Genomic DNA, 14,267 nt, shown 5'->3' with positions numbered 1-14,267 from the left:
CGATGAGCAATGCAGATTTTGAACAGGTAGCGGGTAATCTCCAGTGATCATCAGAACGATAAGTGGAGTTAAGCAGGCAGCCTTTGTTGAATGTCCGCTTTCAGGCTTACGGAAGCCTCCACCAAGGACTACCAGCCATATCTTCCCTCACTCACATAGGTGAGAGAATGACCACTGAACATAATTGCCACGCGGCGTTCCAGGGCTTACAACTATACGGCGAGATAAAGTTAATAATTCAACAACAGGAAGATTAACGCTATGTCGATTGAGCTTTGGCTATCGTTTGTGTTGGCTTCGTTTTTGTTCATCGCGTCCCCCGGCCCCGCCGTTGCTCTACTGATAGTGACCGGTATCAATCAAGGCCGCAAAGCTGCTCTGGCGATGTTGCCTGGCTTTTTCTTGGGTGACCTGGTGGCGATGTCACTTTCGTTTGCCGGCGTAGGCGCGTTGCTGATGGCATCGGCGGAGCTATTCGCCATGGTTAAATGGCTAGGGGTTCTCTATCTGCTTTATCTAGGCATCAAGATGTGGCGTGAATCTGGCCAATTGAATGACCTGGAAGCCTCTGGGGTGAACGTTCAGCAAAGCACCGCAAAAGCATTCTGGGTGACGCTGCTAAACCCCAAAAGCATTCTATTCTTCATGGCATTCATGCCGCAGTTTATTAACCAAACCCAACCTCTGGCGCCCCAGCTGGCGATTCTGTTTGCTACGTTTCTTGTGATTGGTCTTATCTCAGATCTCGGCTACACACTGTTGTCGACCACTAGCCGACAACTCATGACCGCTAGGGTTCGCCGCCTGCTACACCGCTGCGGTGCCGGTAGTTTGATTGGCGCTGGAGTGTTGATGACTGTGATGCGCCGCCCGGCGGGGTAAATTAATTTGGTGTTCTGCCCTGCGACAACGCACGCTCTTTGTCATCGCAGGGCGAACGGTGTTACAGCGTGAGACCAAGCAACAGATACATGGCCAGGGAAAGCAAGGCGACGGCTAGCGCGAAGGGAATTTGCGTTTTGATATGGTCGATGTGATCAGAGGCAGCCCCTGTCGAGGCGAGCACGGAGGTATCCGAGAGGGGCGAACAGTGATCCCCAAAGACACCGCCCCCCGCCACAGCGGCCACTGTGGCATACACCAGCGGTGTAATCATATCGCCGCTAAAGTTAAAGGCGAGCGGCACAGCGAGTGGCATCATGATAGCGAAAGTGCCCCATGAAGTGCCGGTGGAAAAAGCGATAACGGCGGCAATAAGGAACGTCATGGCCGGAAGCAAAGCAGGTGTTAGCCAGCCAGCGGTGGCTTCGACGATATAGTTGGCCGTGCCCATGTCTTTGGAAAGTTGATTCAACGAGTAGGCTAACGCCAGAATGATAATGGCTGGCATTACTCCCTTCATCCCTGCCATCGAGGTTTTCATAATGTCGTTGAAGGGAATGCCCTGAAGGCGCATAACGATACCGAGAAACACGGAAGCCGCCAGAAATGCCTCCATGGTCTTGGCCGAGTCCATCACGATAAAGGTGCCCACCGCAACGCCGATCACTACCAGCACCGGGGCGAAAAAATTCCAAAACAGGCTGGTACGTGCTCCTTCATAAGGCGGAATTTCCGTCAGTTCCTCACCCACCAGCGGTTCTGCCCCATCGCGTAGCACTTTGCCCTCTTCCTGAGCCCGACGCTCAGCTTCACGCATCGGCCCGAAGAGCGGAATGACGCCCACGATCACCAGCCCGACCACCAACACCGATAGCCATGCATAGAGATTGAAAGGTATGGCATGCAGAAATACCCCCATCGCCTGGGCAGCATTTTCGATGGGGCCCATGCCGATCAACAAACCGGAGATAAACACTGCCCAGCCAGTGATAGGCACCATTACACTCACCGGGGCCGAGGTGGAGTCAGCGATATACGCCAGCTTTTCCCGCGAGACCCGGTAACGATCCGTCAGTCCACGCATAGTACTGCCGACAAACAGAGGGCTGAAGTAGTCGCTGAAAAAAACGAACATGCCCATCACCCAGGCAACCAATTGAACCCGCACCCGCGATAAGGCACGGCGTTCCACCCAGGCGGTAAAGTTCTGAATCGCCCCGGTGCGCTGGAAAAAAGCGATCACCGTGCCAATGAATAGCTCCAACAGCAGTATCCAGGAGAAGCTGGTGGTGCCCAGGGTTTCCTTGAGCAGCGTCGGAAACCCCATCAATCCATTGCCCAGGGTAATCACCCCAACGAAACAAGCAACAGCCAGCGAGAAAACCGTATTACGGGTGACAAATGCCAGCACGATGGCCAATGCCGCCGGCATGACGGACAGCAGCCCGATATGATCTTGAGGATCCATTGTCATCTCTCTTTTTTTATAGTGGTGGGTGGAGTCAGGTTTCGTTTTTTGCCTTACGGCGCTCCATTTCACTGGTCAGGTAGAAACCCAACCGACGTACAGGATCGGGCGGCATCCAGCTCGCTTTGCCGAATAAAGATGCAATATCCTCAACCGGTTGGCCGAGCGCGTAGCGAGCTAAAGCATCACCCAGGAAGGTACCCTTGACGATACCGCCGCCATTGCATCCCGCTGATACATATAACCCGGGCTGGATCTCGCCCCAGAGCGGTGCGCCGTTATGAGTCAGCCCGGTGGTACCTCCCCAAACCTTGTCGAAGCGCACTGGGGTAAGTTCGGGGTAGCGGGCCTCAAGGCTCACTTTCAGTTCGGCCTCGATACGGGCGTTATCGGCTTCGCGTTCATAGCTGTAACGTGAGCGGATCATCAAACGTCCGTCAGCGGTGGTGCGCAGCGTACAGCCTAAGCGGTGTGCAGGTAGCAGCCCCCAGGTCGTCTCGGCGATGCGTTGGCGCTCGGGCTGCGGTAAAGGATCGGTAATGGCGGCATAGGTATAAATAGCGGTTAGCCGCGAAGGGTCTGCACCCAAGGCCCTAGAAAAAGCGTTATTGGCCAGGATTACCTGTCCAGCCGTTACTTCGCCTTCGGGTGTAGTCACACGCCACTTCTTGCCATCAGGCACTATTTGAGTCGCGGGCGAGTGCTCATGCAGCTCGATGCCGGCTTCCAATGAATCTGCCAAACCAACAATCAATGCTGCAGGCTGGACGAGATAGCAGTCCGGTGAATAAATACCCTGTGTGTAGTAGCGCGTACCGATTCGCTCAGCGAGTTGGCTGCCGTTCAAGGTCTGGCAAGACAGACCGGCAGCTTTCAGAAACTCCTCATACTGGCTCAAGGCACGTTGGCCTATCGTGCTACGGGCAGCGCGATAGGTGCCGCTACGCTCGAGTTGGCAGTCAATGCCTAGGCGTTCGACACGCTCGCGCAGTAACGCCATGGTTTGTCGGCTTAACGCGTTCAGCTTCTCCATGCGCTCAAGCTCTTCGGGGCGAGCATCGTTGGCTAGAGCAATTTCCAGCATAAAGCCGGAGTTACGCCCTGGACTCCCTTCACCTACCTGGTCAGCTTCGAGGATTTTGATGCGGTCTTCAGGGCGCGCCTGCTGCCAGGCCGAGGCTGCCGCAAAACCGGTATAACCAGCCCCGATGATGACGACATCTGCCTCAGATTGACCACTTAAGGCGGGGCGCGGCTGGCGCTCGGTTAGCCAAGCGTTCCAGCCGCAAGGGCGTTGATGGCTTGGGTGCGTAGTGTGTGGCATAGAGAGTTAATCCAGATACAGCAGGCCATGGGCCTGATTGACCATGGCAGCCACTTCTTCCTGCATGCCTTGGAGTACGTCCAGCTTATGGCGCTTCGTCATACGCGATTTGAGCATCGAACAACTCATGGCACCCAGGGGGTGGCCGCTATGATCGAGGATAGGAATGGCCAGGCCGCTGTATTCCGGAAGTAAAGAACCTTCTACTCCACGGGCGTAACCATGTTTCAGTTGATGGGCAATTTCGGCTTCGATGTCAGCGATGGCAATCGAGTATTCGTCTATCAGACGCTCAGCGTTATGGTTGAGTATTTCGCTTCGCTCATCAGCCCCCAGGTAGGCAAGTAAGGCAATCGACGCTTGGCCAACGCCTAGCGGCAAACGTCCACCCGTCGCCCTAACGAAGCTGCCCACGGGATAAGCGCCGTTCTGCACTTCCAGGCAAACGGCATGGACGCCATCGCGAGCGAACAGATAGAAGCTGTCTCCCCAGCGCTGCGCGAGTGTCAGCAACCTTGGTCGGGCCAAATCACGCAACCCGGCACCATTTCCCGCTTGGGCGCCAAGCACCAGCAGCTCATAACCCAGCAGGTAACGCCCACGAATGGGAGAAGATCGTAAAAATCCCTGCTGCTTGAGACCTTTTAACAACCGATAGAGAGTAGGACGGCTGAAACTCAATTCATTCAGATAATCGTCTACACTTGCACCCCGGTGGCCGCCACGTGCAGTAACCTGCAATATCTGCATGGCATGAACGAGAGTGGTAGGGCCTGATGAGGTGATGCTTTCATTTACCGGCATTATGTTTATCGTTATTTGTCTATGTGAGCTAAAACATAACAAGACAAATTCACGAGTTCATCTCACTAAATGAGACAAAGCCGCTTTAGCGCATACGAGGTAGAGGTTGGCATAGGTCAACATATGACGACATTCAAAATCAAAAAACTCATACAAAAGCTACCGATAATTGTACAAAAATGATCTTCTATAGCCTTGCGCCCAATGGATGAAGGGCGACAACCGGCTGAGTGTTAGACTGGTGTTAGCTAACCCGGCTTCTTCTAATATGTTCCTGAAAAGGCGAATTGATGACCACCGTTGCCGTATTTGTTGATATTCAAAACGTCTATTACACCGTGCGCGAAGCATATGGCAAAAACTTTGATTACAACAAATTCTGGGCACGAGTAACCGCTAACAGAGAGGTTATTAAAGCTGTTTGCTATGCCATCGATCGAGGTGACCAAAAGCAGCGAGAGTTTCAAAACATACTCAGAGCGATTGGTTTTGAGGTGAAATTAAAGCCTTTTATTCAGCGGTCAGACGGTTCCGCAAAAGGCGATTGGGATGTAGGCATCGCGCTTGACGCCATGGAGTACGCAGAACAGGCAGATGTGATCGTGCTGGTATCCGGCGATGGTGATTTTGATCTACTAGTCCAAAAAATCCGTGCTAAGCATGGCAAAAAAGTCGAAGTTTATGGCGTTCCCCAACTGACGGCAGCATCGCTAATAAATGCGGCCAGTGAGTTTATAGCGATAGATAAAGCGCTTCTATTAAATTAATTATAGTTCGAAAAGAGTCTACGCTGCTGTTGATAGCTATTTCGATAGAAGGCTGCCGCGAAGAAATGGGGATTGACCAGGTTTCCGACCGGTAGCACATCTATCTAGACGCTATACAAAAATATCAACCAATTCAAAACGTTTATCCATCGTTTATTAGATTGTGGAAAATAAGCGAGGCGAACCTTTCAAACGCATACTTTAGTCTAAACCCCCCATCATATTTACCCATACCGAACCGGCATAGGCTATGCACAGAAGCATGCTGCCAGTTAAATATTCTAACGCTCTGGCCAGCCAATACTCTGTTGAATAACTATGATGATATGTTCCGATGCCCTACGTTCACGATACGCTGACACGCCTTAATAAAAGCAGCCCTGCACAGTCAGAATTTTATCAAGCCACTGAAGAAGTGCTCGAATGCCTGCGCCCGCTACTTGAGCAAAGTGATTACTATCATCACCACAGCATTATTGAGCGAATAGTCGAGCCCGAACGACAAATCATGTTCCGGATAAGCTGGGTAGATGATGCTGGGAAAGTGCGGGTCAACAAAGGCTATCGCGTTCAGTTCAACTCTGCCCTTGGCCCTTACAAGGGTGGCTTACGATTCCATCCCAGCGTTACCTCGGGCACCATCAAATTTCTCGGCTTTGAGCAAATTTTCAAAAATGCGTTAACCGGTTTGCCAATCGGCGGCGGTAAAGGCGGCGCCGATTTTGACCCCAAAGGAAAATCAGATAACGAGATCATGCGCTTTTGTCAGGCGTTTATGAGCGAGCTCTACCGCCATATTGGTCCTCACTGCGATGTACCTGCAGGCGATATCGGTGTCGGCACGCGTGAAATTGGCTATCTCTTTGGCCAGTACAAACGACTCACTGGCCACTATGAGGGCGTGCTAACAGGTAAGGGGCTAAATTGGGGAGGCTCGCTAGGCCGTAAAGAGGCCACCGGCTACGGTGCGGTGTACTTTGCACAAAACATGCTGGCTGCCCGGGGAGAAGAGCTGCGCGACAAGACCTGCCTCGTTTCCGGCGCTGGCAATGTAGCCATCTATACCATTGAGAAGCTATACGAACTGGGTGCTAAACCAGTCACCTGCAGCGATTCACGTGGCACCATTCACGATGAAAACGGTATTGATTTAGGCTTACTCAAACAGCTCAAAGAAGTGCAGCGCACCTCTTTAGAAGCCTACTTACATGAGCACCCTGACGCGCACTACATTTCTGCCCGTGACTACCCTCAGGGCGGGAATGCCGTATGGCGTATTCAAGCCGATGTTGCGTTCCCCTGCGCGACGCAGAATGAGCTGACCGAAAGCGATGCGGAAATTCTGCTCGCTAATGGCATAACGTGTATCAGTGAAGGGGCCAACATGCCTTCTACCAAAGAGGCCGTCGACCTTTTTCTAGACTCTAAAATTGCCTATGGGCCCGGCAAGGCGGCCAATGCAGGTGGCGTTGCTACCAGTCAGTTAGAAATGGCACAAAATAGCAGCATGGAGCAGTGGCCACTGGAGAAAGTCGACCAAAAATTAAAACAGATTATGGCCAATATTCACCGCCAGTGCGCCGATACAGCCGAAGAGTTTGGTGATAAAACCAATTTGGTACTAGGCGCCAATATTGCAGGTTTCAGAAAGGTGGCTGATGCTATGATTGAACAAGGGGTCACCTGATCGTCTTTATTTTATAAATCGCTTATACTATAAAAAGCACGCAGTCCTTCCTTTATTGGGGAAGGGCTGTTTTTTATTGGTTTAAACTTATTGCTTTCTAAGGAGAGTAATCATGGGACAACGTCCTGCTATTATTATTAACCGTCTTGATGCCGAACGCCTCCAGCGCTTGATCGACAATGCATCCGAGAAAGACATGGCCGTGGCTCAGCTACTTGAGGAAGAGCTAGCACGAGGTGAAGTCTGCGATCCCGAGGATATTCCAGATGACGTGGTCAGCATGAATAGCCAGGTTCGCTTCACCGACCTCACCCGCGGGCTTAAGATGATTCGCACCTTGGTCTATCCGCACTCCCTGGAAAGCGTTGCGGACGGCATTTCGGTCATGGCACCTATTGGTGCTGCATTGATCGGCCTTAAAGTGGGCGACATCATCGAATGGCCGTTACCCAACAATACCGAAGCACGGCTCCGCATCGATGCTATTTATTGGCAGCCCGAACGCGAAAAGCAATTCCACCGATAAGTCGCGATAAAGAGTGAGCTGGCTCCGCTAGCTCATGATTAAGTCAGCTATTTTCTTCGCCCACTTAATCCACATAAAGAGGGTCTATTCAGGGCACCCTCAGCTTTCACATACCCCCTTCGGAAGACTATAACTAAGCGGCTCTTTATCGCATTAAACACACCGTCCCTGCTATTAGTCATAGCCATGGTACTTTTCACAATTCTTCCAGTGATAATGTACACATTGGACGGTTACCTTAAAACCTGAATTGGCAAAGCATTACAGCGCTCATAGACGCCATTACGCCAGGAAGTGGACGCAGCGACTTCCTATCAAGAGAGGATCGTCTCAGGCCAAACGACAAAAAAACGTGATACGATAATCTTTTGTATTCGTCATATTTTCTGTCGTTTTTAGCGACAACCTCACCGCAAAGGGAATCAACTTTCACCATGTCGTCAGCTAAAGACTGCGTCGCTACGCTTATTGATGACTTCCAGAAGCGTCGGCCAATTCGCGCCGGTTCATTGATTATTACCGTCTATGGCGACTCTATCGTTCCGCGGGGCGGCACTGTGTGGTTAGGCAGTCTATCGAAACTGGTGGAGCCCATCGGTATCAATGAGCGGCTGGTGCGTACATCGGTTTACCGGCTGACCAATGAAACCTGGCTACGGGGAGAGAAGATTGGTCGTCGCAGCTACTATCGGTTGAGTGGCCCTGGTCGGCGTCGTTTCGAACAAGCCTTCAAGCGTGTCTATCACGGCACCCAGCCAGCTTGGTCGGGACAGTGGACATTGGTATTGCTGACACAGCTTCCCCCAGACCGGCGCCAGCAGATTCGTGACGAGCTCGAATGGCTAGGCTTTGGTAGTTTTGCTCAGGGTGTGCTGGCGCATCCCACGCTGTCATGTGCAGAGACCATGGCGGCTTTGCAAGAACTAGATGCAGCAGACGATACGATTGTAATGCAAACGCAGACCATGGAGCCCATGACCAGTAAGCCGCTGCGTCTCCAGGTCAGAGAGAGCTGGAACCTCGACGAATTAGCCGAGCTCTACCAACGTTTTCTGGTTAAGTTTCGCCCCCTTTGGAACGCGCTCAACACAGAGAACCATTTGGGCCAAGAAGAGTGCTTCATTGCCCGAACTTTGCTTATTCACGAGTATCGCAAGGTTCAATTACGCGACCCCCTCCTGCCTGAAGAACTACTCCCCACGGCGTGGGAAGGACGCTACGCCCATCAGCTCTGCCGCAACCTTTATCGTTTGCTCTACGAACGTGCAGAACGCTGGTTGGATCAACATTTGGAAACCGCCGAGGGCCCACTACCCGCCCCTGGCCCCAGCTTCTACCAGCGCTTCGGCGGGCTGGATTGAACGCCTAACGAGACTGCTTAATCAGCCGTCACATCGGGCATAACGCACCTTATGGCTGTGGCGACTGATCCAGCGTCTGCTGCTTGGGTTGAGTATCACCAGCCAGCAAGGTTGGACGATCAGCATCGAGTTCTGCCAGCGGCTCACAGGGCTCCAGGCTGTCCCGACAACGGCCCACTAAGCGCTGATACTCCTGGGTACCCTGCTGTTTCCAGGCGAACTCTTCATCACTCAGCGCGCGCTTAACCTTTGCGGGTGCCCCCATCACCAGCGACTGGGGCTCACACTCGAAGCCCGCCTTAACGAACGCTGCTGCCGCAACGATAGACCTCTCAGCAATGTTGGCGCCATCCATCACCACGGCGTTCATACCCACCATGGCATCACGCCCAATCACGCACCCATGCAGTACCGCGCCATGGCCGATATGGCCATCCTTCTCAACTTTGGTGACGCAGCCAGGAAAGCCGTGCATAACACAGGTATCCTGAAGGTTGGATCCCTCTTCCAGCACAAGACGGCCGAAATCGCCGCGCATCACCGCGCCAGGGCCTACATAACAGTTGGGGCCCACGATCACATCCCCGATCAACACTGCCGTTGGGTGGACATAAGCCGTCGGGTGAACCACTGGCGTCACCCCTTCAAGTCGATAGTAAGGCATAACGTTCTCCGTTAGCTTGGTTGGCCGTGTGGGGTGTTGCCCCCACCGCCAGTTCTTCGAACTGCTCGGCCACTGCTTTATTAGTTGTGTAGCCACCTAGAGTTATCGCGCCTTTGCTGCACTGATTGCGTCATGGGGCGCTCCTCCACTCACTCTTTTTTGATACACCATATAAACAAAGACTATATTTTGCGTAACAAAACATCAAACACTTTACCTGTAACCGCCTACTGAAGAATCGGCACACCACTATCTAAGAACTCGACGCACCCTGCTATAACTCAGTTTTTTTAGACGACCTTGGTTTTTTTATACCATCGTCTAACAATTATCTTATATTCACCAAAAATTCACACAAGTTATTGTTAATAAGGAATAAACCACCAACAACATCAACAAGCGACACATTACAACCACCCATACAATATTGATGTGTATCAAAATAAATCTATACTCGGCAGAGATCCATCCTGTACACCACAGGCCGAACGGTCACTGGCGGGCACCGCCGACCGCGAAAAGGGCATGCGCGCCTTCCAAGAAAAACGATCTGCCTCTTTTAAAGGGCACTGACACAAGGACATTACCCATGAGCCAAGCGCCCCTGCTTTACAGCGTCGAAGACGGCGTCGCCTGTATTACGCTGAACCGCCCCAACAGCCTGAACAACTTCAATACCGAAATGCATGCCGAGATGCGCAAGGTGCTAAAAGCCGTGCGCCAAGACTCAAGCGTTCGCGCTTTGTTACTGACGGGCAACGGCCGAGGCTTCTGCGCTGGTCAGGATCTTTCCGACCGTAGCGTCGCGCCCGGCGCAGAAGCCCCCGACCTCGGCGAGTCGCTTGAGAAACGTTACAACCCCATGCTGCGCGCCCTTAAAGACATGCCGTTCCCCACCATTTGTGCGGTGAACGGCGTGGCCGCAGGTGCCGGTGCCAACATCGCCCTGGCCTGCGACATCGTATTGGCCGCGCGCTCGGCAAGCTTTATTCAGGCCTTCTGTAAGATCGGCTTGATTCCAGACTCCGGCGGCACCTGGACATTGCCTAACTTAGTGGGCATGGCCCGCGCCAAGGGCCTGGCGATGCTGGGCGACAAGCTGCCCGCCGAGACCGCCGAACAGTGGGGCATGATCTGGCGCTGCGTCGACGATGAGGCGCTTCAAGAAGAAGCCATGAGCATGGCTCGCCACCTGGCCACTCAACCCACTCATGGCCTAGCGCTGATTAAACGCGCCCTACATGCCAGCAGCGATAACAGCTTCAACGAGCAGCTCGACCTGGAACGCGACCTGCAACGCCTTGCTGGGCGCAGCGAAGATTACCGCGAAGGCGTCAGTGCTTTTATGGAAAAACGTCGCCCCACCTTCAAGGGAGAGTGATATGCCAACCCTTCTCTCTACCGCCACTATTAGCATCATCAGCACAGGCGCCATTAATGCCTTGACCGATAGCCGTTTGGTTATCGAGGCTATCGTCGAGAAGCTTGAGGCCAAGCGTCAGGTGTTTGCTCGGCTCGAAGCCCTATACGAGGAAAGCTTTCATGCGTGATTCCCAACTGAACCCGCAGCAACTGGCGGAAGCCTGCGCCGAGGCAATGTTTTCCCGTGACCACGCCAGCCAAGGGCTGGGCATGCGTATTACTCGCGTGGCCCCCGGCTTCGCCGAACTGACCATGACCGTGCGCCAGGACATGGTGCAGGGGCACGGCAACTGCCATGGCGGGTTTCTGTTTGCCCTCGCCGATTCCGCCTTTGCGTTTGCCTGCAACAGCTACGATGAAGCCACCGTGGCCGCTGGCTGCAGTATCGACTACCTCGGCCCCGGCCAGCTGGGCGACGAGATCACCGCCACCGCCGAAGAGCGCAGCCGCCGCGGGCGTACCGGCATTTACGACATTACGTTGCGCAATCAGCACGGCGATACCGTTGCCTTGTTCCGCGGGCGTTCCTACAAAATTCGCGGCAGCGTACTCCGCCTGGAAGACACCGCTGCTGGAGATAGCCAATGAAAGGCGCGTTGATCATTGAGCGCTTATAAGCCCATTACTAAAGCCATTCCATAGACCATGGTGCATTTAGAAACTAGTCCAATAACAACTAGCTTGATCGGAGACCCCTGATGAATCAGCCCGCAACGCGTATCAACACCGCGACTCTCGACCCCTTGGAAACCGCCAGCGTCGACGAGCTGCGCGCCACTCAGGTCAAGCGCCTGAAGTGGAGCCTGAAGCACGCCTACGACAATGTGCCCTTCTACCGCCACTCCTTCGACAAGGCTGGGGCGCATCCCGACGATATCCAGACGCTGGCGGATCTCGCCAAACTACCTTTTACCACCAAGGCCGATTTGCGCGACAACTACCCGTTCGGCATGTTGGCCACACCGATGAGCGAGATCGTTCGCATCCATGCCTCCAGCGGCACCACCGGGCAACCGACGGTGGTCGGCTACACCCAGAACGATATTGATGTGTGGTCTGATGTGATGGCGCGCTCGATCCGCGCCGCCGGCGGCAGCCGCAACGACAAGGTGCATGTGGCGTATGGCTATGGTCTGTTCACCGGTGGGCTGGGCGCGCATTATGGTGCTGAACGCCTGGGTTGCGCGGTGATTCCCATGTCGGGCGGCCAGACCGAGAAACAGGTTCAGTTGATCCGTGATTTCGAGCCGGACATCATCATGGTCACCCCCTCGTATATGCTCAACATCGCGGACGAAATGGAGCGCCAAGGCATCGACCCGCATACGCTGCCCTTGCGTACTGGCATCTTCGGCGCCGAACCTTGGACCGACAGCATGCGCACAGCCTTAGAGCAGCGCCTGGGCATCGACGCCCTCGATATTTACGGTCTCTCTGAGGTAATGGGCCCGGGCGTAGGCATGGAGTGCCTGGAGACCAAAGATGGCCCGACCATCTGGGAAGATCATTTCTACCCCGAGATCATCGACCCGGTCAGTGGTGACGTCCTGTCAGGCGGCGAATACGGCGAGCTGGTGTTCACCACCTTAACCAAAGAAGGCCTACCGGTGATTCGCTACCGCACCCGTGACCTGACCCGCCTACTACCGGGCACCGCGCGCCCCATGCGACGCATCGACAAGATCACTGGCCGCAGCGACGACATGCTGATCATTCGCGGGGTGAATGTGTTCCCCACCCAGATCGAAGAACAACTGCTCAAAATCGCGTCGCTTTCTCCCCACTACGAGATCGAAGTCAGCCGCCAAGGCAATATGGACATGGTGCTTGTTCGTGTAGAGGCGAATCATCATGACATCGCCCGCGACCCCGTGGCTTGTGAAGAAGCCGCGAAACAGCTCCAGCATGCCATCAAGACGCACATTGGTATCAGCACCAAGGTCGAGGTGTGCCCGGTAGAAAGTGTTATGCGCTCGATGGGTAAGGCTAGGCGGGTAAAAGATCTTCGCTGATTCAGCCTCTCTAGCGCCTAGCCGCCGTTTAGCGCCACCCCCCTCTTGTCAGGCAAAGCCCTTTAAAAAACTCCTTTAAGGGGCTTTTATGCGCCTAAACAGTCAATTTTAGCTAGAAAAATCGGCACATCAAGAATCATTTATAATTAGCGATTTTTCCTTTATAAACCAATAGCCTTGGATTTATACGTTATCATAAAGTCTTAAAGTGACACACAAAAATACTTATTGATAAAATATTTCGTATCACTATACTTTAGGAAAGATAAGCCACACCCCCTGATATATCGACGCCGCGGAGGTCTCTATGTACGCGCAGCTCGTTGAAACCGGTTCTAACAAACTCAAAACGCTTGATGAGATGGGTCCTGAGGAACGCCAGTTCCAGGAGCGCATCAATGATGAAATCAAAATAGAACCCAAAAATTGGATGCCGGACGCCTACCGCAAGACGTTGATCCGTCAGATCTCTCAACACGCGCACTCCGAGATCGTCGGTATGCTGCCGGAAGGTAACTGGCTGACACGTGCACCAACCCTTAAGCGCAAGTTGCAGCTAATGGCCAAGATTCAGGATGAGGCGGGTCACGGCTTATACCTCTATAGCGCCATGGAAACCCTGGGTGCCGACCGCGACGAAGAGATCGACAAGCTCCACGACGGTCGCGCCAAGTACTCCAGTATCTTCAACTACCCAACACTCAACTGGGCAGACATGGGTACCGTCGGCTGGTTGGTCGACGGCGCAGCCATCGTCAACCAGGTGCCGCTTCAACGCACCTCCTATGGCCCCTATGCGCGCGCCATGATTCGCGTGTGCAAGGAAGAGAGCTTCCATCAGCGCCAGGGTTATCAGATTCTGCTGACCATGATGCAAGAAGGCACTGACGATCAGAAAGCCATGGTGCAGGACTCTATTAACCGCTTCTGGTGGCCAGCACTGATGATGTTCGGCCCGTCCGACGAAAACTCTCCTAACAGTGCCCAGTCGATGGCCTGGAAGATCAAGCGCCACAGCAACGATGAGCTGCGCCAGCGCTTCCTCGACCAAACCGTACCGCAGCTAGAACTGCTGGGCTGCACCGCCCCTGATCCGGATCTCAAATATAACCAAGAGACCGGTCACTATGAATTCGGTGAAATCGACTGGCAGGAATTCTTCGACGTGGTTAAAGGCAACGGCCCCTGCAACCGCGAGCGTGTCGAAGCTCGCCGTAACGCCATTGATAACGGTGCCTGGGTGCGTGAAGCAGCCGTGGCTCATGCCGCCAAGCGTCAACGCCGAGCGGCCTGATTCTTAAGACCTGATTTTTGATTCTTAAAACAATCGAGAGCCCTGCGACACGGGGC

14 protein-coding genes are annotated in these 14,267 nt (G+C 53.6%); 10 read left to right on the top strand and 4 right to left on the bottom strand.

Annotated features, from left to right (window positions below):
• The first annotated feature begins 261 nt into the window (after window positions 1-261).
• Window positions 262-882, top strand: a complete 621-nt coding sequence (locus tag HZS52_RS07085; RefSeq protein WP_190374409.1) for a LysE family translocator — start codon at window positions 262-264, stop codon at window positions 880-882.
• Between the two features lie 61 nt (window positions 883-943).
• Here the strand turns inward: HZS52_RS07085 and HZS52_RS07080 are convergent, their stop codons facing one another.
• From HZS52_RS07080 to HZS52_RS07070, 3 genes are read right to left on the bottom strand one after another with little or no spacing between them, the layout of a single operon-like run.
• Complete coding sequence (locus tag HZS52_RS07080; protein ID WP_141440487.1) at window positions 944-2,350, bottom strand: Na+/H+ antiporter NhaC family protein; 1,407 nt, start codon at window positions 2,348-2,350, stop codon at window positions 944-946.
• A gap of 34 nt (window positions 2,351-2,384) precedes the next feature.
• A complete protein-coding gene (locus HZS52_RS07075) occupies window positions 2,385-3,674 on the bottom strand; it encodes an NAD(P)/FAD-dependent oxidoreductase (protein ID WP_022521460.1) in 1,290 nt (429 codons plus the stop codon).
• 6 nt (window positions 3,675-3,680) lie between these two features.
• Complete coding sequence (locus HZS52_RS07070; RefSeq protein WP_223828077.1) at window positions 3,681-4,478, bottom strand: IclR family transcriptional regulator; 798 nt, start codon at window positions 4,476-4,478, stop codon at window positions 3,681-3,683.
• Window positions 4,479-4,768: 290 nt separating this feature from the next.
• Between HZS52_RS07070 and HZS52_RS07065 the strand changes: the two genes are divergently transcribed.
• The 4 genes from HZS52_RS07065 to paaX all read left to right on the top strand — a co-directional run bounded on the left by HZS52_RS07065 (window position 4,769) and on the right by paaX (window position 8,819).
• Complete coding sequence (locus HZS52_RS07065; RefSeq protein WP_022521458.1) at window positions 4,769-5,245, top strand: NYN domain-containing protein; 477 nt, start codon at window positions 4,769-4,771, stop codon at window positions 5,243-5,245.
• 334 nt (window positions 5,246-5,579) lie between these two features.
• Window positions 5,580-6,932: an NADP-specific glutamate dehydrogenase gene (gdhA, locus tag HZS52_RS07060; protein WP_190374407.1), complete on the top strand. Its 1,353-nt coding sequence runs from the start codon at window positions 5,580-5,582 to the stop codon at window positions 6,930-6,932.
• Window positions 6,933-7,044: 112 nt separating this feature from the next.
• Window positions 7,045-7,458, top strand: a complete 414-nt coding sequence (rnk, locus tag HZS52_RS07055) for a nucleoside diphosphate kinase regulator (RefSeq protein WP_022521456.1) — start codon at window positions 7,045-7,047, stop codon at window positions 7,456-7,458.
• Window positions 7,459-7,892: 434 nt separating this feature from the next.
• Window positions 7,893-8,819, top strand: a complete 927-nt coding sequence (gene paaX / locus HZS52_RS07050) for a phenylacetic acid degradation operon negative regulatory protein PaaX (RefSeq protein WP_022521455.1) — start codon at window positions 7,893-7,895, stop codon at window positions 8,817-8,819.
• Window positions 8,820-8,868: 49 nt separating this feature from the next.
• Here paaX and paaY read toward each other — a convergent pair whose 3' ends face one another.
• Window positions 8,869-9,483, bottom strand: coding sequence for a phenylacetic acid degradation protein PaaY (gene paaY / locus HZS52_RS07045; protein ID WP_022521454.1), 615 nt, complete (start codon window positions 9,481-9,483; stop codon window positions 8,869-8,871).
• A 589-nt stretch (window positions 9,484-10,072) separates the two neighbouring features.
• Here paaY and paaG point away from each other — a divergent pair.
• The 5 genes from paaG (at window position 10,073) to paaA (ending at window position 14,211) form a co-directional block, all read left to right on the top strand.
• Entirely contained in the window at window positions 10,073-10,864 is a 792-nt protein-coding gene (paaG, locus tag HZS52_RS07040) for a 2-(1,2-epoxy-1,2-dihydrophenyl)acetyl-CoA isomerase PaaG (protein WP_190374406.1), read from the top strand.
• 1 nt (window position 10,865) lies between these two features.
• Window positions 10,866-11,033, top strand: coding sequence for a 3-hydroxyacyl-CoA dehydrogenase NAD-binding domain-containing protein (locus HZS52_RS24355; protein ID WP_223828076.1), 168 nt, complete (start codon window positions 10,866-10,868; stop codon window positions 11,031-11,033).
• The gene (gene paaI, locus HZS52_RS07030) at window positions 11,026-11,493 is read left to right on the top strand and encodes a hydroxyphenylacetyl-CoA thioesterase PaaI (protein WP_138800668.1); all 468 of its coding nucleotides are present in this window, start codon (window positions 11,026-11,028) and stop codon (window positions 11,491-11,493) included. The genes HZS52_RS24355 and paaI overlap by 8 nt, the downstream gene beginning before the upstream one ends.
• 110 nt (window positions 11,494-11,603) lie before the next feature.
• Window positions 11,604-12,917 (top strand): phenylacetate--CoA ligase PaaK, encoded by a 1,314-nt coding sequence (paaK, locus tag HZS52_RS07025; protein ID WP_190374405.1) that lies wholly within the window; start codon window positions 11,604-11,606, stop codon window positions 12,915-12,917.
• 307 nt (window positions 12,918-13,224) lie between these two features.
• On the top strand, window positions 13,225-14,211 hold the full coding sequence (gene paaA / locus HZS52_RS07020) for a 1,2-phenylacetyl-CoA epoxidase subunit PaaA (protein WP_190374404.1): 987 nt from the start codon (window positions 13,225-13,227) through the stop codon (window positions 14,209-14,211).
• Window positions 14,212-14,267: the final 56 nt, after the last annotated feature.

The sequence above is a fragment of the Vreelandella titanicae genome (genome assembly GCF_014697095.1).
Classification (GTDB): Bacteria; Pseudomonadota; Gammaproteobacteria; order Pseudomonadales; family Halomonadaceae; genus Vreelandella; species Vreelandella titanicae.
This window is presented reverse-complemented; position numbering and strand designations above follow the sequence as displayed.